The following is a 23,515-nucleotide window of genomic DNA, read 5'->3' on the forward strand; positions in this document are numbered from 1 at the left end:
CTGAACACCCAGAGCATTCGGAGCCGCACGATGGGACGCCTCGCACAGACCGACGGCCTCACCGAGATCCAGCGGGACATCCTCGCCACCGTGCGGGATTTTGTCGACAAGGAGATCATCCCGGTCGCCACCGAGCTGGAGCACAAGGACGAGTACCCCGCCGCGATCGTGGAGGGGATGAAGCAGCTGGGCCTGTTCGGCCTGACCATCCCCGAGGAGTTCGGCGGCCTCGGTGAGTCGCTGCTCACCTACGCCCTGGTGGTCGAGGAGATCGCCCGTGGCTGGATGTCGGTGTCCGGCATCGTCAACACCCACTTCATCGTGGCCCACATGATCAACGCCCACGGCACCCAGGAGCAGAAGGAGTACTTCCTGCCCAGGATGGCCGCCGGCGAGATCCGCGGCGCCTTCTCGATGTCCGAGCCGGGCCTGGGCTCGGACGTCTCGGCGATCAGCACCAAGGGCGTCAAGGACGGCGAGTTCTACGTCCTCAACGGCCAGAAGATGTGGCTGACCAACGGCGGCACCTCCACCCTGGTCGCGGTGCTCTGCAAGACGGACGAGGGCGCCGACACCCCCTACCGCAACATGACCACCTTCCTGATCGAGAAGACGCCCGGCTTCGGCCCGAACCCGACCGTCCCCGGTCTGACCGTGCCCGGCAAGATCGAGAAGATGGGCTACAAGGGCGTCGACACCACCGAGCTGGTGCTCCAGGACGTACGAATTCCGGCCAACCGGATCCTCGGCGGCGTCCCCGGCAAGGGCTTCTACCAGATGATGGACGGCGTCGAGGTCGGCCGGGTCAACGTGGCCGCGCGCGGCTGCGGAGTGGCCCGGCGCGCCTTCGAGCTCGGCATCTCCTACGCCCAGCAGCGCTCCACCTTCGGCAAGAAGATCGCCGAGCACCAGGCGATCCAGTTCAAGCTGGCCGAAATGGCCACCAAGGTCGAGGCCGCGCACCAGATGATGGTGATGGCCGCCCGCAAGAAGGACAGCGGCGAGCGCAACGACCTCGAGGCCGGCATGGCCAAGTACCTCGCCTCCGAGTACTGCAAGGAGGTCGTCGAGGACTCCTTCCGGATCCACGGCGGCTACGGCTTCTCCAAGGAGTACGAGATCGAGCGCCTGTACCGCGAGGCGCCGATGCTGCTGATCGGCGAGGGCACCGCGGAGATCCAGAAGATGATCGTCGGCCGCCGCCTGCTGGAGGAGTACCGGCTCGCCGAGTAGCGACCACCCGTGGGTGGGCCGCCGCCGCGCGCGAGGCCCGCCCACGGGGCTGAGAGATGTTTCACGGATCTTGACGGTCCCTTGGGAACCGACCACCGGCCCGCTACGGTCGTATACATAGCGCGTGTGCTCCGGCACGGTAGGAGACAGTTGAACGAGCAGGCGGGTTGCCCACCCACCACCTGCTCCCGATAGCATCCACCGGGACAGCAGCTGTCCCCTTATCACCCGATCCCCGCGGTTGGCCCCCGTGCAGGCCAAGATCCCCCGCGATAAAGGTCTTCGATGCCCATCAGCCCGTCCCCACGCTCCTCCGTCACGGAACGCGATGCCCTCGCTCCCGAGACGGCCGGCCGGCGACCCCGCGTCACCATCGCGCGCGGAGCCACCCCCTGGTTCGTCCCGACCCTGGCCACCGCGGCCCTGACCACCGCTCTCACCAAGCGGAACGGCAAGTGGGCTCTCGCGGCGGTACCGACCTGCGCGCTCAGCGCGGGCATGCTGTGGTTCTTCCGCGACCCCGAGCGCGAGATCGGCGCCGGCAGAGTGATCTCGCCGGCCGATGGCGTGGTGCAGAGCATCGACGCCTGGCCCGACGGCCGCACCCGGGTGGCGATCTTCATGAGCCCGCTCAACGTGCACGTCAACCGGGCTCCGCTGCCGGGCACCGTGACCTCCGTCGAGCACATCGCCGGCGGCTTCGTCCCCGCGTTCAACAAGGACAGCGACCGCAACGAGCGGGTCGTCTGGCACTTCGACACCGAGCTCGGCGACATCGAGATGGTGCAGATCGCCGGCGCCGTGGCGCGCCGCATCGTGCCGTACGTGCCCGCCGGCACCAAGGTCGAGCAGGGCGAGCGGATCGGCCTGATCCGCTTCGGCTCCCGCGTCGACACCTACCTGCCGCCCGGCGTCGAGGTCGGCGTCGAGGTCGGCCAGAAGACGACCGCGGGGGTGACACGCCTTGACCGTGACTGATCCCGAGACCCTGGTGGGCATCGGCGACTCGGAGGAGACCGAGCTGCGCCGGCGCCGCTGGGCACGCGACCGCGAGCTACGCGCGCCGCGTTCACCGCAGACCCTGTCCACGGCGGACTTCCTGACCCTGGGCAACGCCGTCTGCGGTTTCCTGGCGATCTACTCGATCACCACCAACATGCTCATCCCGCACATCAGCGGCACCGGTGACGGCACCGGCGGCATGATCCGCCACGGTGCGGCCACCGCCGTGACCCTGCTGCTGCTCGGCTCGATGTGCGACCTCTTCGACGGCCTGGTGGCCCGCAAGCTGCGCTCCTCGGCGCTGGGCGCGGAGCTGGACAACCTGGCCGACCTGATCAGCTTCGGCATCGCCCCCGCCTACTTCGTCGCCGTCTGGGGCATCGTCGGCGGCTCGGGCGGCAACGGCCAGGGCCTGTCCGCCTTCATCGCGCTGACCGTGCTGCTCTCGGTGGTGCTGCGACTGGCCCGGTTCTCCGCGGTCAAGATGCGCCCCGGCGTCTTCCAGGGCATGCCCTGCCCGATGGGCGCGATGACGGTGATCGCCATCGTGCTGCTCGACCCGCCGTTCCTGGCCGGCCTGCTGGCCATCTTCGGCGTGGCCTACCTGATGGTCAGCAAGGTCGAGTACCCCAAGCCGCAGGGCCTGCTGGCCACCGCCACGCTGGCCTGGATCGTGGTCTCGATCGGCTGCCTGGCCGCCTGGGCCGCCGGTCTGCCCGGCGGTGACGTGCTGATGCACATCGGCGCCGTCGCCCAGATCGCGCTGGCCGCCATGGCCCCGCTGCTGGTGATCCGCCGCAAGGTCGGCCAGAAGGTCGGCGACGTGCGGGCCCGCCGCGCGGAGTCCCGCGGCTGCTGATCCGCCACCCGGCAACGACCGCGGCCCCCTGATCCACACCGGATCAGGGGGCCGCGGTCGTTGCTGCGGGCGCGGGCTCCGTCGTCGTGGCCGCGGGCCCCGTCGTGGCCGTCGTGGCTGTCATGGCCGTGGGCGGCCGGTCAGGCGCCGCCGTGGTGGACGCTGAACGCCGAGCGCCGGGCCGCCCGGGCGACCGCGGCGTCGGGGTGCACGCCGGCCACCGCCGTGAGCACCGAGGCCGCACGCGCGTGGCCGGACTGGCGGGCCCGGGCGAACAGCCGCACCGGGTCTCCGGCGCTGGCCCCCTCCACGTGGCCCACCAGCAGCTCGACCTCGCCGTGGTCCAGCACGGCGGCGGCGGTGTCCACCCAGAGCCAGGCGGCGTCCTCGGCGCTCAGCACGTCGGACGGCACCACGCCGTCCTCGTCCAGCTGCTCGGCCAGCCAGAGCAGCGCGTACGGGCGCAGCACCGGCTCGTCGACCGCGGCCCGCACGGCCTGCTCGGCGGTGCCGCCGGCCACCCGCAGCGCCTCGAAGGCGAGCCCGCGCAGCAGCGCGTCCTCGCCGCGGGCGGCCTCCAGGAGCTCGTGGACGGCGCGGTCCACCGGGCGGGCGGCGACCCAGGCCCGGTACTCGGCCCGGGCCGGGCCCGGGGAGTAGTGGGCGCAGGCGTCCAGCAGTTCCAGCGCGCTCTGCTCGATGTGGCCGGCGGCGGTCTGGGCGACCGTGCAGATCTCCTCCAGCTTGGCGCGCACCGCCCAGTGGCCCAGCGAGGAGAGCTCGGCGGCGGCGTCGGCCCGCACCACGGCGCCGACGGCGGTCAGGCCGTCCAGCATCCAGTCCAGTACGGCGGCGATGTCGGAGGGCGCGGGCGGGGTGTCGATCTGCGGCTCGCGGCAGGTGCCGCGCACGGCCGAGACGGCGGAGGCCGCGTGCGGCACCGGCGACAGGCTCACGAAGCCCGCAGCGGCGCCGTGGGCCTGGTGGCCGGGGGGCGCCCCGAGGCCGCGCCGCAGCAGCTCCATCAGCTCGCTCTCGGCCACCGGGCCGTCCACCAGGTGGAGGAAGGAGAGCAGCTGGGGCGCCTGGTCCACGGCCTGCCCGGCGAGCACCGCGAAGACGCCGCGCAGCGCGGCGGGCGGCACCGGGGCGAGCAGGGTCCAGGCGTCGAAGAGCGCGGACCAGCCGCGCAGCACGGCCTCGTCGTCGTGCTCCCAGGCGTGCAGCCGCCAGCCGGGGGCGGCGCCGCCGTCCCGCGGCTCGACCAGGCCGACCAGCAGGGCCTGGCCCCAGGCCTTGGCCGCGGCGCCGACCGTCATGGCCAGCGCGCGGCCGGCCGCGCGGGCGTCGTCGGGGAGCAGTTCGCCGCGCTTGTCGACGGCCTCCAGCTCGCCGGCCCAGCGCGCGATGCGCACCGCGTCGGTGAGCATCCGGCGGGCCAGCGGGGCGAGCTCGGCGGGGCCGGGGAAGCCCTCGGGCACCGGGAGCCGGCCGCGGCCGGGGGCCGGCTTGGGCGGGCGCCGGCGCGGGGCGGCGGGGCGGCCCGGCTGGGTGCCGTCGACGCGCCGGGTCGTACCGGGTAGACGGGTCACCGTCGCGCCGGTACCCGTGGTCGGCGGGAGCGGGGCATCACGGTCGCGCGGATTCCGAGACGTCACGCCGTGCAGTCTTCCCCGTGTACGGGGCTTCTGTCACATCGAGTTCGGCGCGTCTTCGACGGACTGGGGTGGCCGGCCGGGCGGACTCGGGGCAAGAGCGGCCAAACCGGGCCCAGGGACGGCCGCGTGACTTGTGCACGACACTAGTGGGGGGCACGGACCGTGGTCAAGGGGTGACCCAGTGCGCGCATCCGGCACGGGCGGCTGCCCCCGGATCGGAGCGGCGCCGGATCAGCGCGGCGGCCGGATCAGAGCAGCGGCGTCAGGAAGCGCCGCAGCCGCTCCTCGTACCCGTGCGGGTCGGCGTTCCACAGCGCGGCGTGCCCGGCGTCCGGCACCGGGTACAGGCTTACCAGGTCCGGGCGGCGGTCGGCCAGGCGCTGGGCGGCGGCGAACGGCACCACGGTGTCCTGCGGGCTGTGCAGCAGCAGGGTGGGCGCGGCCAGCTCGGCGCCGTCGGCGATCCGGGCGAAGGCGTCCTGGTCCACGCCGGTGCGGGCCTCGGCCGACCAGGCCCCCAGCTTCCCCGCCAGCGCGCCCTGCACGCCGGACCGGGCGGCCACCCCGCGCACCGAGGCCGACCAGTCGAGCACCGGCGAGTCCAGCACCAGACCGGCCACCGACTCGCGGTAGTCGGAGCGGGCGGCGGTCTGCAGCACCGTCGACGCGCCCACCGACCAGCCGTAGAGCACGATCCGCCCGGCGCCCGCCTCCTTGGCGAACCGGATCGCCGCCTCCACGTCGTGCCACTCGGTCTCGCCGAAGTGCCCGATCCCGTCCGGCGAGGCCGGGGCGCCCTGGTCGCCGCGGTAGCTGACCACCAGCGCGGGCAGGTTGAGCCGCTTGAGCACCGGCAGCACCGGCAGCGCCTGGCGGCGGTCGGCGAGCCGGCCGTGCACCGCGATCACCCAGGTGCCGCGGACCGCCGGCACGTACCAGGCGGGCAGCGCGCCGAGCTCGCCGTCGACGATCACGTCCATGTAGTCCAGGCCGCAGGCCGAGCCCGGGTCGCCGCGCAGCACCCGGGGGCTCAGCTCCACCTCGGTGCCCGCCGTCAGCGGGGCGCCGGCCGTCAGCTCCAGGCGGCGGGTGACGCTGCGCGGGCCGGTGCGCAGCACCTGGCCGACGACCGCGTGGCCGCCCGGCCAGTCCAGCGCGTAGCGACCGCGGCGCAGGCCGGCCTGAGTGCGGGTCAGGCTCACCTCCTGGGCGCCGACCTCCAGCACCCGCAGGGCGGGCTCGCCCTTGAGGCCGCCGTCCTCGGCGAGCTCGGGGCGCAGACTCAGATCGGCGACCCGGCGCCCGATCAGCAGGGCCGCCGCCCCCGCGGCGGCGGCGACGGCGGTGGCTGCGACGACGGCGGTTCCCCAACGCATGGCTCTCCCGGGACTGGTGACGGCGGTGTACACGGCGACGGCGGGTCGGACACGACCTTCCCAGTCCACCGCGCGTCATGCCGTCCGGCCACCGCAGCACCGCCGTCCGGGCACCTCGGGCGCACCGCATCGGCACCATTGGTCGGACCCCGCGGCGGTCTTGCGCAAGCTCTGCGCGGGTGTCGGGGACCCGGCCGTCCGCGGCTGGAGGGACGCTCTAACATGATGCGCGCGACTGCGGCCACGGGGGCCTGAACGCCGGAGCAACGGGAGAACAGCGATGAACGCGGGCACAGACGGCGGCGGGGGCGGCCAGTTCGAGGTCCACCCGGCCTCACTTACCTCGCTGGCCGGCAGGTTCGACACCGAGGCCGGGCAGTTCAACGGGCAGGTGTCCTCCTTCACCTCGGCCGCGGACACCGCCGGCCAGGCGTTCGGCCTGCTCGGGGCCTGCGACGGCGCGCTGAGCCAGTACCAGAGCCTGCTCGGCAGCACCACCAAGGCGCTCGGGCAGCTGCACCAGGTGCTGGGCGGCAACGCCGACCGGCTGCGGGCGACCGCGTCCGCCTACGCGGCGGCGGAGGCCGCCGCGCACCAGAAGATGTCCTCCGTCGGACAGACGGCCTGAGAGGCTGACGGCATGTCGTTCAACGGTGCGATAGACCACAAGGTCCTTGAGGTCCTGCAGGCCTGCGGCGTGGAGCTGCCGGGCGGCGACGGCGACCAGCTGCGCAAGATGGCGGCTGCCTGGGACGCGATGGGCGATGAGCTCACCGGCTTGGCCACCGGCATCGACCTCGCCATCGAGGGCCTGGACCAGAAGGACTGGTCGGGCGCGGCCCGCGCGGCCTTCGGACAGGCATGGGCCGCCCAGAAGAAGGTCATCCAGGATGTCGCCGGCAACTTCCACCAGGTCGCCGCCGGTCTGCGCGAGTACGCCGACACGATCGACTCGATCAACGAGCAGATCATCGACATCGGGGTGCAGATCGCCGAGATGGAGGTGGCGGGGGCCGCGCTCTCGCTCTTCACCGGATTCCTGTCCGACCTGCTGGCCAACGCGGCGGTGGTCTCCAAGGTCGCCAAGATCACGGACCTGGTGAAGGCCTTTACCACGGCGGCCGAGAAGGTCGCCGCGCTGATCGCGAAGTTCACCGGAATGGCCGAGAAGTACGCGCAGCTGTTGGAGAAGATGCTGGTCTTCGTGGCGAAGTTCGGGGCCGCCTTCCTCAAGAAGGGCGGCGAAGCCTTCGTCACCAACTTCGTGGCCGACACCGGCGCGATGGCGCTCAACCAGGCTGCCACCGGCCAGAAGGTCGACCTCACCGGGGACATGACCACCGGGTCGCGCGAAGCGCTCGGCACCGCGGTCGTCACCGGCCTCGGCGCGGGCCTGGCGCCGAGCGCATCCGGGAAGCTGGCCGACATCCTCAGTGGGGACGGCCGGCTGGGCACCACCGTCAACGGCGCGCTGGGCAACGTCTCCGGCGGACTCACCGCCGACCTGTGGGGCGGCGCCACCGGCAGCCAGGACTGGCAGGACGCGCTCACCAACGCCGCCACCGGCGGCCTCGGCAACGCGACCAACCACGAGGTCTTCAACGCCCTGGAGGAGAAGGGCCTGCTGGGCGGTGAGAACCTCAGCTACCGCGCCACCCTGCGCGAGACCGGCGCCAAGGACGGCTACAGCACCGGTCTCAACACGGCCATCTATGCTGCTGGCGGCGGTATCGAGTCGGACGTGCAGACACTGTCCAAGATCGAGGCCGGCCTCAAGGACATGCCGAAGATCAACCTCCCGCCGGCCGAACAGCCGACGGGTTAGTCCGCGGCCCGGCCGCGGTGGGAACAGATGAGAACAGAATAGGACGGCGCTGTGGAACTTGCCGCGATAGCGCACCCCAATCCCGCGGACCACTCCGGCACGCTGGGGCCCGTCCTCGGCGGGGCCGTGATGGTGGTGGCCGTGCTGCTGGCGGGGTTCGGCCTGGTCTTCCTCTTCCTGCTGGCCCGCCACTCGGACAAGCGGGGGCGGGCCTACGGGCTCGGCACGGTGCTGCTGGCGGCGGGCCTGCTGGCGGGGTGGCTGGGCTACGCGCTCTTCTGAGCCGCGGAGCACCCCGGCGGCAGGTCAGACCGGGATCCCGCCGGTGTCCTGGCGGGCCAGCAGCGCCCAGAAGCGGTCGAGCCGCGGCACCGCCGGCTCCGCGGACCGCGGGCCCTTTGCGGCGGGCGCCGGGGTGCCCCAGGAGCCGGCGCCCCAGTGCGAGGCCACCTGGTACTCGCCCGGGAGCGCGGCCAGCACCGCGGCCAGGCTCGGCCGCGGCACCGGCACCAGCGCCGCCACCGCCGGCAGCTGGGCCTGCCAGCGCCCCTCGACGCAACTCCGCAGCCGCTGGTCGAGCGCCTCGCCCGCGCCGCACACCCGCAGCACCAGGTCCCGCAGGGTCAGGCCGAGCACCTCGACCAGCGCGGCGCTCTGCTCCGGGGTTCCGCTCCAGCGCCCGGTGCGCTCGGCGCCGAGGTAGGCGTCCGGGCCCATCCCGATCCGGGCCGCGGCCTGCTCCGCGGTCAGCTCCCGGGCCACCCGGAAGTCGCGCAGCGAGGCGGGCGGTGCGCCCATCAGCTCGGCCGCCGGGCACCACAGGGCCCGGGCCAGCGCGATGAACTCCCGCTCGGTGGGGCGCAGCTCGCCGCTCTCCCAGGCGGTCAGGTGGGGCGCGAGCAGGCGCACGCCGTGCGCGGACATCGCGCGCACCACCTGTTCGGGCGTCAGGCCGAGGCTCTCCCGGTGGGCGCGGGCGGCCCGCGGGGAGAACGGGACCGGGGTGGGGGCCGGTGGCCTGCTTCTTCGCATGGGCCGACGCTAGAGTCGGGGTCGCGGCGCCCCCACCCGCGGAACGCACGAAGCCGGTCGGCGGCCCGCCGACCGCCGTTGGACGATCGGCCAGCGGCTGCGGCGCGAGGCCGGCGCCCCCGCCGCTGGTCCGGTACCGGCCCGGGCGCCCCGGTGGTGTGACCGACTCGGCCGGTGACCTGGTTGACTCCCGCTTCGCGCGCGTGATGGGATCCTTGGGCCAATCGGAGGCATGGAGAGGAAGCCGGTGCGAATCCGGCGCGGTCCCGCCACTGTCACCGGGGAGCACGCCCGACGAACGGTCACGGCGGTCCGCCACAGGGCCGTTGGAAGGCCCGGGGGTGCGTCACCACCCGGGAGCCAGGAGACTCTCGCCCCCGTTTCGTCGATCCAGGGCGCGGACCCTGAGTGAGGACACGCAACAGATGGCGGGGGTTTCCCACCGCGCGCTGCCGTACGCCCTCGGCGCCCTGGCCGGCTACGCCGCCGACGCCCGGTTCGGCGACCCGCGCCGCGGCCACCCGGTGGCCGCCTTCGGCCGGGCGGCCGGACGGCTGGAACGCGCGCTCTGGCGCGACCACCGCGGGGCGGGGGCGCTGCACACCGCGCTCTGCGTCACCGCGGTGGCGGCGGGCGCGGCGGGCGTGCAGCAGCTGGCCGGCCGGCACCGGGCGGGCGCCGCCGCGCTGACCGCCGCCGCCACCTGGACCGTGCTCGGCGGCAGTTCGCTCGCCCGCGAGGCCCGTACCGTCGGCACCGCGCTGACCGCCGGCGATCTGGCAGCCGCCCGCCGGCGCCTGCCGCACCTGTGCGGGCGCGACCCGAGCGCGCTGGACGAGCAGCAGCTGGCCCGCGCCGTGGTCGAGTCGGTGGCCGAGAACACCGCCGACGCCGTGGTCAACGCCCTGGTCTGGGGCGCGGTCGCGGGCGCCCCCGGGCTGCTCGCGTTCCGGGCCGTCAACACGCTGGACGCGATGGTGGGTCACAAGTCGGCGCGCTACCGCCGGTTCGGCTGGGCCGCGGCCCGGCTGGACGACGTGGCCGGCTGGCCCGGCGCCCGGCTGACCGCGCTGCTCACGGTGGCCGCGGCGGAGCGCCGGGACACCGCCTGGCGCGTCTGGCGGCGCGACGGCGGCGCGCACCCGAGCCCGAACGCCGGGCAGGCCGAATCGGCCTTCGCGGGCGCGCTGGGCGTACGCCTGGGCGGCACGCTGCACTACGGCGCCAAGGTGGAGCACCGGCCGGTGCTCGGCGCCGAACTGCGCCCGGTCGCGGTGGCGGACATCGAGCGGGCCTGCCGGCTCTCGCGCCGGGTCGGGCTGCTGGCGCTGGGGACCACGGTGGCGCTGCGCCTGGCCGTGCGGACGCTGACCCACAAGGAGCGGATATGAGCAACGCACTGCTGGTGGCCGGTACCACCTCGGATGCCGGCAAGAGCGTGGTGACCGCCGGGATCTGCCGCTGGCTGGTGCGCCGGGGCGTCAAGGTGGCCCCGTTCAAGGCGCAGAACATGTCGCTCAACTCGATGGTCACCCTGGACGGCGCCGAGATCGGGCGCGCCCAGGTGATGCAGGCCCAGGCGGCCCGGGTCGAGCCGGAGGCGGCGATGAACCCGGTGCTGCTCAAGCCGGGCGCCGACGGGCGCAGCCAGGTGGTGCTGCTCGGCCGCCCGGTCGGCGAGGTCGGCGCGCTCGACTACCGGGACCGCAAGCCCTATCTGCTGGAGCGCTCGCTGGAGTGCCTGGCGGACCTGCGCCGCCGCTTCGACGTGGTGATCTGCGAGGGCGCGGGCTCGCCCGCCGAGATCAACCTGCGCGCCGGCGACATCGCCAACATGGGCCTGGCCAGGGCCGCCGAGCTGCCGGTGGTGGTGGTCGGCGACATCGACCGCGGCGGGGTGTTCGCCGCGATGTTCGGCACCCTGGCGCTGCTCTCGGCCGAGGACCAGCGCCTGGTGGCGGGCTGGCTGGTGAACAAGTTCCGCGGCGACGCCCGGCTGCTGAAGCCCGGCCTGGACATGCTGCACGAGCTGACCGGCCGTCCGGTGCTCGGCACCCTGCCGATGCTGGCGGGCCTGTGGCTGGACGCCGAGGACTCGCTGGACCTGTCCACCGCGGTGGCGCACACGGAGGCGGTCGGCCCGTACGGCGCGGACGTGCTGCGGGTGGCCGTGCCGCGCTTCCCCCGGCTGTCCAACTTCACCGACCTGGACGCGCTGGCCCAGGAACCCGGGGTGCTGGTGCGCTGGGCCACCCGCCCCGAGGAGCTGGCCGACGCCGACCTCGTGGTGCTGCCCGGCACCCGGGCCACCGTCGCCGACCTCGCCTGGCTGCGCGAGCGCGGCCTGGAGCGGACGCTGCGCGAGCGGGCCGCCGCCGGACGCCCGGTGCTCGGGATCTGCGGCGGCTACCAGATGCTGGGGCGGCGGATCACCGACGTCGTGGAGTCGGGCGCGGGGCAGGTGGACGGTCTGGGGCTGCTGCCGACCGCGGTCGAGTTCGGCCCGGAGAAGGTGCTCGCCCGACCGGTCGGCGAGGCCTTCGGCGAGCGGGTCGAGGGCTACGAGATCCACCACGGGGTGGTGACCGTGGAGGGCGGAGAGGCCTTCCTGGACGGCTGCCGCGAGGGCGCGGTCTGGGGCACCACCTGGCACGGGGCGCTGGAGAACGACGGCTTCCGCCGGGCGTTCCTGCGCGAGGTGGCCGCGCTCGCCGGACGGGACTTCACCCCGGCCCCCGACACCGCGTTCGCCGCCGCCCGCGAGGCCCGGCTGGACCGGCTGGGCGACCTGATCGAGGAGCACGCCGACACCGACGCGCTGTGGCGGCTGATCGAGGGCGGCGTCGTCGGCGACGCACCGTTCGTACCCCCGGGCGCGCCGGCTGCGCGCACTATGGAAGGTGACCGCCCGTGAGCGACGTCCGATACCCCTTCACCGCGATCGTCGGCATGGCGGACCTGCGGCTCGGCCTGCTGCTGAACGCCGTCTCGCCGGCCGTCGGCGGGGTGCTGGTGCGCGGCGAGAAGGGCACCGCCAAGTCGACCATGGTGCGCGCGCTGGCCGGGCTGCTGCCCTCGATCACGGTGGTCGACGGCTGCCGCTTCGCCTGCGACCCGGCGGCGCCGGACCCGCAGTGCCCGGACGGCCCGCACCCCGCGCCGGGTGAACTGGCGCGCCCCGCAAGCCTGGTGGAGCTGCCGGTCGGGGTGACCGAGGACCGGATCGTCGGCTCGCTGGACCTGGAGCGGGCCCTCGCCCAGGGCGTGAAGGCCTACGAGCCCGGCCTGCTGGCCCAGGCGCACCGCGGCGTGCTCTACATCGACGAGGTCAACCTGCTCCAGGACCACGTGGTGGACCTGCTGCTGGACGCCGCGGCGATGGGGCGCTCGTACGTGGAGCGCGAGGGCGTCTCGGTGCGGCACGCGGCGCGGTTCCTGCTGGTGGGCACGATGAACCCGGAGGAGGGCGAGCTGCGTCCGCAGCTGCTCGACCGGTTCGGGCTGACCGTGGAGATCGCGGCCACCCGGGACCCGGTGGAGCGGGCCGAGGTGGTGCGCCGCCGGCTCGCCTACGACGCGGACCCGGCCGGCTTCGCGGCCCGCTACCAGGACGAGGAGCGGGCGCTGGCCGAGCGGATCACCACCGCGCGCGGGCTGCTGCCCTCGGTGGTGCTCGGCGACGCGGCGCTGCGGCAGATCACCGCCGTCTGCGCGGCCTTCGAGGTGGACGGGCTGCGCGCCGACATCGTGATGGCCCGCACGGCGGTCGCGCTGGCGGCCTGGGACGGGCGCACGGCGGTGGCCGAGGACGACGTCCGCATGGCGGCGCGGCTCGCGCTGCCGCACCGGCGCCGGCGCAATCCGTTCGACGCGCCCGGGCTGGACGAGGAGCAGCTGGAGCGGACGCTGGACGAGCACGGCCAGCAGGGCGGCGAGGAGCCGGAGCCGCCGGAGGGCGACGGGCCGCAGGGCAGCGGTCCGGACGACGGTGGCCCGCAGGACGGCGGCGACGGGCCGGAAGGCGGTCCGGACCACGACGGACCGGACGGCGGGCCCGAGGGCGGGCCGGACGGCGGTGGTGCGCCCGACCCCGCCGCGTCGCAGCCCGCCGAGCCCTCGGCACCGGCCGAACCCGCCACCGACACCCCGCCGCGGCTGCCCAACCCGGCCGCGCCGTCCCGCGAGTCCGCCCCCGTGGCAGCCGAACACCCTTACCGGACAAGGCTGTTCAAGGTCCCCGACACCGGCCACGGCACCCAGGGCCGGCGCTCGCCCGCCGAGACCGACGGCGGCCACACGGTGCGCGCCCGGCGCCCGCAGGGCACGCTGACCCGGCTGCACCTGTCCGCCACCCTGCGGGCCGCCGCTCCGCACCAGCTGGCCCGGGGCCGGGCGGGGCGGGCGCTGGAGCTGCGCAGCGACGACTTCCGCGAACAGGTGCGCCACGGACGGGAGTCCAACCTGGTGCTCTTCGTGGTCGACGCCTCCGGCTCGATGGCGGCCCGGCAGCGGATGACCGCGGTCAAGGGCGCGGTGCTCTCGCTGCTGATGGACGCCTACCAGCGCCGGGACAAGATCGGCCTGATCACCTTCCGCGGCGCCGGGGCCGAACTGGCGCTGCCGCCCACCTCCTCGGTGGAGGTCGGCGCGGCCCGCCTGGAGCAGTTGCCCACCGGCGGCCGCACCCCGCTGGCCGCCGGGCTGCTGCGGGCCCACGAGGTGCTGCGGCTGGAGCGGCTGCGCGATCCGCTGCGCCGCCCGCTGCTCGTCGTGGTCACCGACGGACGGGCCACCGGCGGGCGCGCGGCGCTCGGCGAGGCGGGCCGGGCCGCCGGCCTGCTGGCCGCCCAAGGCACCGCCGCCGTGGTGCTGGACTGCGAGTCGGGGCCGGTGCGGCTCGGCCTCGCCGGCACCCTGGCGGCCCAACTGCGCGCCACCACTGTCACCTTGGACGAGCTGCGCGCCGAGGGCGTGGCCGCCCTGGTGCACGCCCACCGTTCCCCCTCCCTCCCCTCCGCCCGTTCCTCCGCCCTCCCCTCCGCGCGAAAGGCAGCGTGACCCGATGCCCCAGGGCAAGCCCGAGACCGTCCCCGACGACGGCCTGACGACCCGTCAGCGCCGTACCCAGCCGATCACCGCCGTGCACACCGGTCCTGGCAAGGGCAAGTCGACCGCCGCCTTCGGGCTCGCGCTGCGCGCCTGGAACCAGGGCTGGCCGATCGGGGTGTTCCAGTTCGTCAAGTCCGCCAAGTGGAAGGTGGGCGAGGAGAACGCGCTGAAGGTGCTGGGCGCCTCCGGCGAGGGCGGCAGCGTCACCTGGCACAAGATGGGCGAGGGCTGGTCCTGGGTGCAGCGGGATCTGGAGTCCAGCGAGGAGGCGGCGAAGGAGGGTTGGCAGCAGGTCAAGCGCGACCTCGCCGCCGAGACCTACCGGCTGTACGTGCTGGACGAGTTCACCTACCCCATGCACTGGGGCTGGGTGGACGTCGCCGAGGTGGTGGAGGTGCTGCGGGAGCGTCCCGGCTCCCAGCACGTCGTGATCACCGGCCGCTACGCACCCGAGCCGCTGCTCGAACTGGCCGACCTGGTCACCGAGATGACCAAGGTGAAGCATCCGATGGACGCCGGCCGCAAGGGCCAGCGCGGGATCGAGTGGTAGGAACAGCTGTGCCGCACCTCCCCCGGGTCGTGATCGCCGCCCCCTCCTCGGGCGCGGGCAAGACCACCGTCGCCACCGGCCTGATGGCCGCGCTCACCGCGCGCGGCCTGAAGGTCTCCCCCCACAAGGTCGGCCCCGACTACATCGACCCGGGCTACCACGGCCTGGCCACCGGCCGGCCGGGGCGCAACCTGGACGCCTTCCTGTGCGGACCCGAGCGGATCGAGCCGCTGCTGCGGCACGGCGCCGCCGGGGCCGACCTGGCGGTGGTCGAGGGCGTCATGGGGATGTTCGACGGCGCCTCCGGGCGCGGCGAGCTGGCCTCCACCGCGCAGGTCGCCAAGCTGCTGCGGGCGCCGGTGGTCCTGGTGGTGGACGGCTCCTCGCAGTCCCGCTCGGTGGCCGCGCTGGTGCACGGCTTCGCCTCCTGGGACCCCGAAGTGCGCCTGGCCGGGGTGATCCTCAACCGGGTCGCCTCCGACCGGCACGAGCACCTGCTGCGCGAGGCCCTGGAGGAGGGCGCTGGCGTGCCGGTGCTCGGCGCGGTGCGCCGCACCGCGGCCGTCGCCACGCCCTCCCGCCACCTGGGCCTGGTGCCGGTGGTGGAGCGCTCCGCCGAGGCGCTGCGCGCCGTCGCCGAGATGGGCGACCTCATCGCCGCCTCGGTGGACCTGGACGCCGTGCTGGCGCTGGCCCGCTCCGCCCCGCCGCTGCGCGCCGAGGCCTGGGACCCGGCCGCCGAAGTCACCCCGGTCGCCGGCCGCCCCCGAATCGCGCTGGCCGCCGGCCCCGCCTTCTCCTTCTCCTACGCGGAGAACGCCGAACTCCTCACCGCCGCAGGGGCGGAGCTGCTCCCCTTCGACCCGCTGCACGACACCCGCCTGCCCGACGGCACGTCCGCCCTGGTGATCGGCGGCGGGTTCCCCGAGGTCTACGCGGCCCAGCTGAGCGACAACGCCCCGCTGCGCGCGGCGATCGCCGACCTCGCCGCCGGCGGCGCCCCGATCGCCGCCGAGTGCGCCGGACTGCTCTACCTGGGACGCGAGTTGGACGGGCGCCCGATGTGCGGCGTGCTCGACACCACCGCCCGGATGACCGAGCGCCTCACCCTCGGCTACCGCGAGGCCGTCGCCCTGCACGACAGCCCACTCGCCGCCGCCGGCACCCGCATCCGCGGCCACGAGTTCCACCGCACCACCTGCACCCCGGGCAACGGCCCCACCCCCGCCTGGGCCTGGCGCACCCCGACCGGCACCCCCCACACCGAGGGCTTCACAGCGGACAACGTCCACGCGAGCTACCTCCACCTGCACTGGGCAGGAGCACCGAGCGTGGCACAGCGGCTCACCGAGGCTGCGGCTGGGCGCTGAGGGGCCTCAGCAGCCGAGTGCCCCGGTGGTCGCGTCAGGGTGCGCCGGAACGATCGCCACATCGCGCGCGAACGGACGGGTGGTCTCACCCGTCCGTGGATCCCAGAGCGGTGCGCGGTCGGTGACCGTGCCGAACCAGAGCAGCGGCCGTGCCGTCGGCAGGCTCTCACCGTCGATCGGGATGTTCGCAGACAGCGCCCTGACACAGACCAGACGTGGCTGGACACCGAAGTACGCGGTTGGCGGCCGCCCGGCGACAGCCTGCGAGCGGAGCTTGTCCGCGGCGTGCGCCGGATGATTCATGGCGCCCTGGATGGTCAGGAGCACCCATGTCATGAGGAAGAGGGCCACCACGGGGTAAGCCGTCATGGCTGGCCGGAACCTGACATGGAAGTAGCGCAGCCATCCCAGTGCGCCCAGCGGTACCAGCAGCACCTTGAGGACGAGGAAGACGACACTCAGTCCCGCAAGGGTGCGCCAGAGGGTGGAGACGGGCAGCTCGGCCGCCCTCAGGCCGAAGTCCTCCAGGTACACCTCATAGAGCGTGCTCGCGCCGACGGGCAGCACCGGCCGCAGCAGTGTGAGCGCCACGGGCACGGCAACCAGGCCGGCCCGCACGAGCCAGGAGCGACGGGCCAGCAACGCCGTTCCGACGGCCCCGAACAGCACCAGGACGATCTGGACCGGCACCTTCGGCCCCAGGTGGGGAACTCTGCTGCTCAGGACGGCGCCCAAGGTGGCGGGGATGACCGTGATGGCCGCGCTTGCGAAGCACGTCAGGGCGATGAGCCGAAGCATGGGCAGCCCGTCGCGGCGGCGCCCGCTGCAGTGGACGAAGGCCATGGCCCCCAGGAGTGTCAGCAGGAGTGCCGCCGCCAGCAGAGCGCGCACGTTCGCGGTACGGGCCGGCGGCAGTTCGGCACCGAGGAGAAGGGACATCGTGAACAGGGCGAGAAACAGGACGGACCCCGCCTCATCACTGATCCTCGGTGCCTCGCTCGCCGCCTCGCGGCTCGCAGCGGCCGGGTCGCGCGGCTTGGGCGGTTGATCCATCCAGGTCTCTCGGAGCATGTGATCGCCGACCCGATGGCCCCGCAGCCGTTCGAGCCGGTCGGCCTCCGCTCTGATGTTGTCTCCCGGCCGCAGTCTGGCGACGTCACCGGTGTCCAGGAGGCCAAGCGCACAGGCGCACCTCCCGATCATCCGCTGCGGCGCGGAGTGCGTGTGCCGCCAAACACGGTGCAGGCGGTAGAGATAATTGTCGTCGGTGCGTTCGGGAAAGTCGGCATCTCTGACTTCCGCACCACGCAGCCCAGCGACACGAATGAGCTCGGCTACCTCACAGACGGCAGCGGCTCGGGCCCGCCACCGACCACCGTCGCGGCCGACCGTGACGACATGGGCTCGATAGCCGGCCCGGAACGGGCTGTCGCGTCCCTCGCTGGTGGCAGGTGCCATCGTCCAACCGCGAGCTGTGAACGCCTTGATCGCCCGTTCGCAGGAGACACCGTCATCGCGGAGCAGGACAGTGACGTCGATCCATCGATCGTAGTGCCATGTGTTGTGCATAGGACTCCCCCGAATCGCTAGCCGACCACCCCGCAATTGTCCGCCGCCACTCCGTCGGCCACCGGACTGCGCAGGTGGACATCAGTCGTTCGAGCGATGCTCCGGCGGGGCTTTTCGTACCGGCATCGCATCGGCGAACTGCTGTGCCGTCATCCTCGGTCAGCTCACGCACCCCCGAAGTACGGGCACAGGAGAGAGCGGCGGTGTGAGAAATCGCGGCTGGGGGGCGCTCGGATGGAAGGAATCCACCAAGCGGACCCCGTTGCTGGTCGCAGCCCGGGCCGGTGACCGTCCATGGGAACCACCGGCCCGGGCTGTGACCAGCAGCGCCAGGGCAGCGTCCCCTTCCACGCCGAGGAGCTCCCATGCCCACCGCCCTCCCCACGACGCACCGTGAAGTCCGCCTCGCCGCCGTGCCGCACGGGCTTCCGCGGCCTGAGGACTTCGCCGTGGTCGAGGCTCCGCTGCCGCTGCCGGGGCCCGGCGAGGTGCTGGTCCGCAACCGGCTCTTCCACGTCGCCGGCACCTTGCGGATGCTGATCGCCGGGGCCACCGAGGGCACCCCTTTCCCGGTCCTGCGCCCCGGTGACACGCTGGTCGGTGCGGCGGTCGGCGAGGTGGTGACGGCGCCCGGGGGCACCGGCCTGCAGTCCGGCGACCTGGTCACCCACTGGTCGGGCTGGCGCGAGTACGCGGTGGTGCCCGCCGCCGAGTGCACCCCGCTGGACGCGGACCTGCCGGACCCGGTCGCGAGCCTCTCGATGGGCTGGACCGCCTATGCCGCCCTGACCCGGGGCGTCGAACTCCGGCCCGGTGACACGGTGTTCGTCTCCAGCGGGGCCGGCGCCATCGGCTCGATGGCCGGCCGGATCGCCCGACTGCTCGGCGCCGGACGGGTGATCGGCAGCACCGGCTCCCCGGCGAAGGCCGAGCGGCTGGTCGCCGAACTCGGCTACGACGCCGCCGTGGTGCGCAGTGCGCAGGCACCGCTGGCGGAGCAGCTGGCGCTGGCCGCGCCGGACGGCATCGACGTCCTCCTCGACAGCGTCGGCGGCGACCAGCTCCAGGCGGCCGTGCGGGTGGCGCGGCCCGGGGCCCGGTACGTCCTGGTCGGCGCGCTCTCCGGGCAGCTCGACCCCGCACGGCCCGGTACCGGCTCCCCGGTGGAGCTCGACTCCTTCCAGCTCATCCTCAAGCGGATCACCCTGCGCGGCTTCAGTGCCGACGACGTCGCCACCACCGCCCGAGCCGAGTGGACGGCCCGGTTGGCCGGGTGGCTGCGGAGCGGCGAGATCGCCGTCCCGCACGTGCGGATCGACGGCATCGAACGGGCTCCGCAGGCTGCCTGCGAGGTCGTCCGCGGTGGGCATCTTGGCCTGGTCGTCGTGGAGTTGTAGCCCGGCCACGCCGCCACCGGGCGCCGGCCACCAGGCACCGGCCCTGCCATACTGAACCATGCTCGACGACCTCGACCGCGCTCTGATCCACGCGCTGCGCATCGACGGGCGCTCGCCGTTCAGCAGGATCGCCGCCGTGCTCGACGTCTCACCGCAGACGGTCGGCCGCCGGTACCGGCAGCTGCGCGCCGAGGCCTCGCTGCGCGTGGTCGGTCTGGCCGATCCGGAGCGGACGGGGCGGGCCCAGTGGCTGGTACGGCTCAGCGCGAGTCCGCACTCGGCCCAGGACGTGGCGCAGGCGCTGGTCCGCCGGCCCGACACCAGTTGGGTGAAGCTCACCTCCGGCGGCACCGAGATCACCGCGATCGTGAACACCACGCTCTCCTCCACCAGCCACACCCTGCTGCTCCGGGACATCCCCCGGACGGCGAGCATCACCGCCGTCTCCGCGCACTGTCTGCTGCACACCTACCTCGGCGGCCCCACCGGCTGGCAGGCCACCGGCACCGCGCTCACCGCGGAGCAGCAGCTGCGGCTGGCGCCGGGCGAGGGCGGCGCCGCCGGGCCCGGGCCGGCCGCCGGACCGGGCGGACTCGGTGACGCGGACCACCACCTGCTCGCCGCCCTGCAGCGGGACGGCCGGGCCGGCCTCGCCGAGTTGGCCGCCGCCACCGGCTGGTCGCCCGCCACCATCGCCCGCCGGCTGGCGGAGCTGCGGGCCGGCGGCACGCTCTTCTTCGACGTGGAGGTCGACAGCACCCTGTTCGGCGCTGCCACCCAGGCGCTGCTCTGGCTGTCGGTCGCCCCGGGCCGTCTGCACGAGGTGGCCACCGCCCTGGCCCGGCACCCGGAGCTGGCCTACGTCGCCGCCACCACCGGCCCGACCAACCTGGTCGCCAACGCCCTCTGCAGCGGCCCCGCCGACCTGCACGCCTACCTGGCCCACCGGCTCGGCGCGCTCCGGGGCATCCACTGCCTGGAGTCCTCACCCGTACTGCGGACCCTCAAGGCCGCCGGCCCCGTCCTCCCCGCCCCACCCCGCCGCCGGGGGTGACCTCGTGCCCGACCACCCGCCACGCCCCGGCTGCCGTACGGTGGTCGGGGCAACCCCTGGGAGGACACCGTGGGCTTCTACGAGAAGCACCGCCACTTCGTGGAGGACCTGCAGCGAACCGCCCCCGAAGGTGTCCGGATCGAGTGGTCCGGCGACACCCTGATCATTCAGGCCGCGCCGTCCAGCATCCACCAGCGGAACGTCGGCCTCGTGCAGCGCCAGTTCGAGCAGCATGCACCCGCGGGCTATCTGTTCGGCAACGACAGCGCGGTCGCGAGCTCGGACATGGCTATGGCGCGGGTCCCGGACCTGAGCTGCCTCGCGGCCGACGAAGCGGTCATCGCCGTGGAGGTCGTGTCGAAGTCCAACCCGGGGAACGACCGGATGGACAAGCTGCGGGACTACGCGGTGATGCGGATCCCTCTCTACCTGATCATCGACCCGCGCCAGCAGACGGTGACGCTCTTCTCGGAGCCGAACCACGACGAGTACCACACCCGCAGCGACCGGAAGTTCGGCGACCGGATCCGGATCCCCGAGCCGTTCGGGTTCGAGCTGGAGCTGGACACGCTCGTGCCCTACGGCGACTGACGGCGGCCTTCCCAGGCCGGGGCCCAGGGCGGAGAATCGCACGGTCGCCCGACCGTCGGTCGGGCGACCGACCTCTCCCCCACCCCAGGAGGACCCCCGTGCGCTTCCCCCCGTTACTGCCGCCGCGTGCCATGAGAGCCGCCGTCGCCGTCGCCGCCACGCTCGCCGCCGCGAGCGGGGCGCTGCTGGCGGCGCCCGATGTGGCCGTCGCCCAGCCGAGTTCGTCCTCGGACGCGTTCAACAGCCTGACCGGGCAGAGCCATCCGGACTGGATGGCGCAGGTGCCGGACGGCACGAGTCTGGCCGCGATGTCGATTCCCGGCACGCACGACACGCTCGCCATCCACGGCGGGCTGGCGCCCTGGGCGTACGAGGCGCAGGAGGATCACGGGGACAGTGCCGCCACGCTCACCGCGCAGTTGGACGCCGGGATCCGTGCCGTCGACATCCGGGTGCGGGTGATCGGCGGGGCGTTCGCCATCCATCACACCGATGTGTACCAGGATGCCAACTTCGACGACGTGCTCACGCACGCGCAGGCCTTCCTGAGTGCGCATCCCAGCGAGACCGTCGTGATGAACCTGCACGGCGAGTGCGACGCGGACACCACGGAGGGCGGCAGCGGGACGGGTTCGATCGGGCACTGTGCCGACGATCCGTCGAACACCACCGAGGCCGACCGGATCCGCATCTTCGACGGCTATCTGGCCCGCTACCCGGGCCTGTTCTACGCGCCGACCGTGACCGGCGGCAGCACCGCCGCCACCCCCACGCTCGGCCAGGCGCGCGGCCACATCGTGCTGGCCGACTTCACCGGCCCGAGCGGCGAGGTGTACGCGGGCTTCGGGCTGTCCCAGCTGCCCGGCGGCGACTCGGGCAGCACGGTGGAGAACGACTGGGGCCAGTGCGACCTGGCGAAGAAGTGGGGCGAGGCGCAGAGCAACCTGACGAACGCCGCGAACGACACCTCCGGCGCCCTCTACGTCACCTACACCTCGTCCAACTGCGCCCCGTTCGGCGCGGATCCGGCCGACATGGCGGGCGGCTACCTGGGTGGCGAGGGCGAGAACCAGCGCCTGCTCGACTACCTGGACGCGGCCGGCCCGGGGAAGACCGGCGTGCTGCGGATGGACTTCCCCGGGTGGGCGGTGATCGCCGGGCTGATCGACCGCAATCCGGGCATCTGGCGGACCGGGCAGGTGACTTCGGGCATCGTGGGCAAGTGCCTGGACGACTACGGCGACGCGACCGCCAACGGTGCCGCCGTCGACCTGTACACCTGCAACGGCACCCCGGCCCAGCAGTGGCGCCCGGCCACCGACGGCACGCTGCGGATCAACGGCCAGTGCCTGGACGTCACCGGCGCGGCCACCGCCCCGGGAACGCCGGTCGAGCTGTGGCCGTGCAACGGCGGGGCGAACCAGCAGTGGAGCGTGACTGCGGGCGGCGCACTGGTGAGTGCCCAGTCCGGTACGTGCCTTGACGATCCGTCATCCAGCACGACCGACGGCACCCGGCTGCGGATCTGGTCCTGCAACGGGACGGCCGCCCAGCGCTGGGCGCTGCCGTAGCGCTCAACGCCCGCTGAAGGTACCCCCGTTGACGTGCAGTGTCTGGCCGGTCAGGTGGCTCGCGGCCGGTGAGGCCAGGTAGAGCGCGGTGCCGGCGATGTCGGCGGGGGTGCCGGCGCGCTGGTTGAGGGCGTTCGCGATGTTCCAGGCGCGGCGCTCGGGCGCGATGCCGGCGCCGAAGAACTCGGTCTCCTCGATGTAGCCGGGGGCGATCACGTTGGCGGTGATCCCCTCGGGGCCGAGCTGCTGGGCCAGGGTCAGGTTCCAGGCCTCCACCGCGGCCTTGGCCGCGCCGTAGGAGCCGGAGCCGCCGCGGTGGGCGGCGATCGAGCCGAGGTTGATCACCGCGCCGCCCGGGCGCAGCCGTTCGCGCAGCGCGGTGGTGACCAGGACGGCGGAGAGCAGGTTGGCGTTGAGGTTGGCCAGCCAGGCGGCGGCCAGGGCCTGAAGGGCGGGCAGCTCCTCGGCCGGCTCGGCGCCGATGTCCGTGTTGCCGCCCGCGTTGTTGACCAACACGTCGACCTGGTCCGGGAGTTCGGCCATCGCGGCCGCCACCTGGGCCGGGTCGGCGGCGTCGAAGGCGACGGCGCTCACGGTGGGGCCGAGTTCGGCGGCGGCCTCGGCCAGCACGCCCTTGCGGCGGCCGGTGATCACCACCCGGTCGCCCTGTTCGGCGAAGGCGGCGGCGACCGCCCGTCCGATGCCGGTGCCTCCCCCGGTGACGACGATCTGACGTGCGGTCCGGCTCATGGCGCATCCCCTCGTTTAGACCTAAACGTGAATGGCACACTAGCAGCATGAGTGAACCCGAGGACGACCTCGCCGCAGCGATCGCGCGGGCCTGGCAGCGCGAGCAGCCACAGCTGCCCGTCGGCTCGATCCCGATCCTGACCCGGATCCGGCAGGCCGCCAAGCTGCTGACCGACGACCGGCGCCGCACCCTGGCCCGGGTCGCGATGGACGACGCCACCCTCGACCTGCTCAGCACCCTGCGCCGGGCCGGGCCGCCCTATCGGCTGCCCACCCGCGAACTGGCCGCCCGCTCGCTGATCACCGCCGGTGCGGTCACCCAGCGGGTGGACCGGGCCGAACGGGCGGGACTGGTCCGGCGGTTGCCCGCCGAGCCGGGCAGCCGCGCGGTGCCGGTGGAGCTGACGGCGGCCGGGCACGCGGCCGTCGAGGCGGCGGTGGGCGATCTGCTGCGGCACGAGCAGCAGTTGGTGGACGCCGCACTGGACGGCCCGGAGCAGCGCGAACTGGCGCGCCTGCTGGCCAGGCTGCTGGCAGCCCTGCCCCGGGAGTGAGCGGGGAGTCGGCAG

Annotated in this window: 21 protein-coding genes and 1 riboswitch; of the genes, 16 read left to right on the forward strand and 5 right to left on the reverse strand. The window is 74.0% G+C overall.

The genetic code is table 11. The features are described 5' to 3' along the window. Positions 1-30 precede the first annotated feature (30 nt). The 3 genes from OG500_RS12190 to OG500_RS12200 all read left to right on the forward strand — a co-directional run bounded on the left by OG500_RS12190 (position 31) and on the right by OG500_RS12200 (position 3,094). On the forward strand, positions 31-1,233 hold the full coding sequence (locus tag OG500_RS12190; protein WP_327066585.1) for an acyl-CoA dehydrogenase family protein: 1,203 nt from the start codon (positions 31-33) through the stop codon (positions 1,231-1,233). A 285-nt stretch (positions 1,234-1,518) separates the two neighbouring features. Beyond that, positions 1,519-2,211, forward strand: coding sequence for a phosphatidylserine decarboxylase (locus OG500_RS12195; RefSeq protein WP_327066586.1), 693 nt, complete (start codon positions 1,519-1,521; stop codon positions 2,209-2,211). Continuing rightward, positions 2,198-3,094, forward strand: coding sequence for a CDP-alcohol phosphatidyltransferase family protein (locus tag OG500_RS12200; RefSeq protein ID WP_391447205.1), 897 nt, complete (start codon positions 2,198-2,200; stop codon positions 3,092-3,094). The genes OG500_RS12195 and OG500_RS12200 overlap by 14 nt, the downstream gene beginning before the upstream one ends. Positions 3,095-3,234: 140 nt before the next feature. Here OG500_RS12200 and OG500_RS12205 read toward each other — a convergent pair whose 3' ends face one another. Next, entirely contained in the window at positions 3,235-4,686 is a 1,452-nt protein-coding gene (locus tag OG500_RS12205) for a hypothetical protein (protein ID WP_329579672.1), read from the reverse strand. Between the two features lie 314 nt (positions 4,687-5,000). After that, on the reverse strand, positions 5,001-6,128 hold the full coding sequence (locus OG500_RS12210) for an alpha/beta hydrolase (RefSeq protein WP_329579675.1): 1,128 nt from the start codon (positions 6,126-6,128) through the stop codon (positions 5,001-5,003). 280 nt (positions 6,129-6,408) lie between these two features. On the opposite strand from OG500_RS12210, the gene OG500_RS12215 reads away from it, so the two are divergent. Genes OG500_RS12215 through OG500_RS12225 form a run of 3 tightly spaced genes read left to right on the forward strand, consistent with a single transcriptional unit; the run spans position 6,409 to position 8,235 of the window. Further along, positions 6,409-6,756: a type VII secretion target gene (locus OG500_RS12215; RefSeq protein ID WP_327066589.1), complete on the forward strand. Its 348-nt coding sequence runs from the start codon at positions 6,409-6,411 to the stop codon at positions 6,754-6,756. Positions 6,757-6,768: 12 nt separating this feature from the next. After that, positions 6,769-7,953, forward strand: a complete 1,185-nt coding sequence (locus OG500_RS12220) for a WXG100 family type VII secretion target (protein WP_329579680.1) — start codon at positions 6,769-6,771, stop codon at positions 7,951-7,953. Between the two features lie 51 nt (positions 7,954-8,004). Continuing rightward, positions 8,005-8,235: a hypothetical protein gene (locus OG500_RS12225; RefSeq protein ID WP_327066591.1), complete on the forward strand. Its 231-nt coding sequence runs from the start codon at positions 8,005-8,007 to the stop codon at positions 8,233-8,235. A gap of 24 nt (positions 8,236-8,259) precedes the next feature. On the opposite strand, the gene OG500_RS12230 is transcribed toward OG500_RS12225, so the two are convergent. Then, on the reverse strand, positions 8,260-8,985 hold the full coding sequence (locus tag OG500_RS12230; protein ID WP_329579683.1) for an XRE family transcriptional regulator: 726 nt from the start codon (positions 8,983-8,985) through the stop codon (positions 8,260-8,262). Positions 8,986-9,196: 211 nt separating this feature from the next. Next, positions 9,197-9,378: riboswitch (cobalamin riboswitch) on the forward strand. A gap of 32 nt (positions 9,379-9,410) precedes the next feature. On the opposite strand from OG500_RS12230, the gene OG500_RS12235 reads away from it, so the two are divergent. From OG500_RS12235 to OG500_RS12255, 5 genes are read left to right on the forward strand one after another with little or no spacing between them, the layout of a single operon-like run. After that, positions 9,411-10,376: a cobalamin biosynthesis protein gene (locus tag OG500_RS12235; protein WP_329579686.1), complete on the forward strand. Its 966-nt coding sequence runs from the start codon at positions 9,411-9,413 to the stop codon at positions 10,374-10,376. Next, positions 10,373-11,899, forward strand: a complete 1,527-nt coding sequence (locus OG500_RS12240; RefSeq protein WP_327066594.1) for a cobyric acid synthase — start codon at positions 10,373-10,375, stop codon at positions 11,897-11,899. The genes OG500_RS12235 and OG500_RS12240 overlap by 4 nt, the downstream gene beginning before the upstream one ends. A gap of 35 nt (positions 11,900-11,934) precedes the next feature. Beyond that, positions 11,935-14,043 carry a putative cobaltochelatase gene (locus tag OG500_RS12245; protein WP_329587525.1) on the forward strand — a complete coding sequence of 703 codons (2,109 nt, stop codon included), beginning with the start codon at positions 11,935-11,937 and terminating at the stop codon, positions 14,041-14,043. Positions 14,044-14,047: 4 nt separating this feature from the next. Beyond that, positions 14,048-14,644 (forward strand): cob(I)yrinic acid a,c-diamide adenosyltransferase, encoded by a 597-nt coding sequence (cobO, locus tag OG500_RS12250; RefSeq protein ID WP_329579689.1) that lies wholly within the window; start codon positions 14,048-14,050, stop codon positions 14,642-14,644. 8 nt (positions 14,645-14,652) lie between these two features. Further along, positions 14,653-16,014 (forward strand): cobyrinate a,c-diamide synthase, encoded by a 1,362-nt coding sequence (locus OG500_RS12255; RefSeq protein ID WP_329579692.1) that lies wholly within the window; start codon positions 14,653-14,655, stop codon positions 16,012-16,014. A gap of 6 nt (positions 16,015-16,020) precedes the next feature. Here OG500_RS12255 and OG500_RS12260 read toward each other — a convergent pair whose 3' ends face one another. Further along, positions 16,021-17,583 carry a hypothetical protein gene (locus OG500_RS12260; protein ID WP_329579694.1) on the reverse strand — a complete coding sequence of 521 codons (1,563 nt, stop codon included), beginning with the start codon at positions 17,581-17,583 and terminating at the stop codon, positions 16,021-16,023. Positions 17,584-17,948: 365 nt separating this feature from the next. On the opposite strand from OG500_RS12260, the gene OG500_RS12265 reads away from it, so the two are divergent. The 4 genes from OG500_RS12265 to OG500_RS12280 all read left to right on the forward strand — a co-directional run bounded on the left by OG500_RS12265 (position 17,949) and on the right by OG500_RS12280 (position 22,196). Beyond that, entirely contained in the window at positions 17,949-18,980 is a 1,032-nt protein-coding gene (locus tag OG500_RS12265) for an MDR family NADP-dependent oxidoreductase (protein ID WP_329579696.1), read from the forward strand. 58 nt (positions 18,981-19,038) lie between these two features. Next, positions 19,039-20,034 carry an Lrp/AsnC family transcriptional regulator gene (locus OG500_RS12270; protein ID WP_329579699.1) on the forward strand — a complete coding sequence of 332 codons (996 nt, stop codon included), beginning with the start codon at positions 19,039-19,041 and terminating at the stop codon, positions 20,032-20,034. Positions 20,035-20,103: 69 nt separating this feature from the next. Further along, complete coding sequence (locus tag OG500_RS12275) at positions 20,104-20,625, forward strand: Uma2 family endonuclease (RefSeq protein WP_329579702.1); 522 nt, start codon at positions 20,104-20,106, stop codon at positions 20,623-20,625. Positions 20,626-20,756: 131 nt separating this feature from the next. Then, positions 20,757-22,196 carry a phosphatidylinositol-specific phospholipase C domain-containing protein gene (locus OG500_RS12280; RefSeq protein WP_329579705.1) on the forward strand — a complete coding sequence of 480 codons (1,440 nt, stop codon included), beginning with the start codon at positions 20,757-20,759 and terminating at the stop codon, positions 22,194-22,196. A 3-nt stretch (positions 22,197-22,199) separates the two neighbouring features. Here the strand turns inward: OG500_RS12280 and OG500_RS12285 are convergent, their stop codons facing one another. Then, complete coding sequence (locus tag OG500_RS12285) at positions 22,200-22,946, reverse strand: SDR family NAD(P)-dependent oxidoreductase (protein ID WP_327066603.1); 747 nt, start codon at positions 22,944-22,946, stop codon at positions 22,200-22,202. A 47-nt stretch (positions 22,947-22,993) separates the two neighbouring features. On the opposite strand from OG500_RS12285, the gene OG500_RS12290 reads away from it, so the two are divergent. Further along, a complete protein-coding gene (locus OG500_RS12290) occupies positions 22,994-23,500 on the forward strand; it encodes a MarR family winged helix-turn-helix transcriptional regulator (protein ID WP_329579710.1) in 507 nt (168 codons plus the stop codon). Positions 23,501-23,515: the final 15 nt, after the last annotated feature.

Origin of the sequence: Kitasatospora sp. NBC_01250, assembly GCF_036226465.1 — a bacterium.
Classification (GTDB): Bacteria; Actinomycetota; Actinomycetes; order Streptomycetales; family Streptomycetaceae; genus Kitasatospora.

What these genes read in the sequence shown, in the direction of transcription:
- OG500_RS12210 (WP_329579675.1), bottom strand. Translation starts at nt 6,128, where the DNA reads ATGCGTTGGGGAACCGCCGTCGTCGCAGCCACCGCCGTCGCCGCCGCC.
- OG500_RS12235 (WP_329579686.1), top strand. Translation starts at nt 9,411, where the DNA reads ATGGCGGGGGTTTCCCACCGCGCGCTGCCGTACGCCCTCGGCGCCCTG.
- OG500_RS12285 (WP_327066603.1), bottom strand. Translation starts at nt 22,946, where the DNA reads ATGAGCCGGACCGCACGTCAGATCGTCGTCACCGGGGGAGGCACCGGC.
- OG500_RS12245 (WP_329587525.1), top strand. Translation starts at nt 11,935, where the DNA reads ATGGCGGACCTGCGGCTCGGCCTGCTGCTGAACGCCGTCTCGCCGGCC.
- OG500_RS12270 (WP_329579699.1), top strand. Translation starts at nt 19,039, where the DNA reads ATGCTCGACGACCTCGACCGCGCTCTGATCCACGCGCTGCGCATCGAC.
- cobO (WP_329579689.1), top strand. Translation starts at nt 14,048, where the DNA reads ATGCCCCAGGGCAAGCCCGAGACCGTCCCCGACGACGGCCTGACGACC.
- OG500_RS12280 (WP_329579705.1), top strand. Translation starts at nt 20,757, where the DNA reads ATGAGAGCCGCCGTCGCCGTCGCCGCCACGCTCGCCGCCGCGAGCGGG.
- OG500_RS12215 (WP_327066589.1), top strand. Translation starts at nt 6,409, where the DNA reads ATGAACGCGGGCACAGACGGCGGCGGGGGCGGCCAGTTCGAGGTCCAC.
- OG500_RS12240 (WP_327066594.1), top strand. Translation starts at nt 10,373, where the DNA reads ATGAGCAACGCACTGCTGGTGGCCGGTACCACCTCGGATGCCGGCAAG.
- OG500_RS12230 (WP_329579683.1), bottom strand. Translation starts at nt 8,985, where the DNA reads ATGCGAAGAAGCAGGCCACCGGCCCCCACCCCGGTCCCGTTCTCCCCG.
- OG500_RS12265 (WP_329579696.1), top strand. Translation starts at nt 17,949, where the DNA reads ATGCCCACCGCCCTCCCCACGACGCACCGTGAAGTCCGCCTCGCCGCC.
- OG500_RS12220 (WP_329579680.1), top strand. Translation starts at nt 6,769, where the DNA reads ATGTCGTTCAACGGTGCGATAGACCACAAGGTCCTTGAGGTCCTGCAG.
- OG500_RS12290 (WP_329579710.1), top strand. Translation starts at nt 22,994, where the DNA reads ATGAGTGAACCCGAGGACGACCTCGCCGCAGCGATCGCGCGGGCCTGG.
- OG500_RS12190 (WP_327066585.1), top strand. Translation starts at nt 31, where the DNA reads ATGGGACGCCTCGCACAGACCGACGGCCTCACCGAGATCCAGCGGGAC.
- OG500_RS12260 (WP_329579694.1), bottom strand. Translation starts at nt 17,583, where the DNA reads ATGCACAACACATGGCACTACGATCGATGGATCGACGTCACTGTCCTG.
- OG500_RS12195 (WP_327066586.1), top strand. Translation starts at nt 1,519, where the DNA reads ATGCCCATCAGCCCGTCCCCACGCTCCTCCGTCACGGAACGCGATGCC.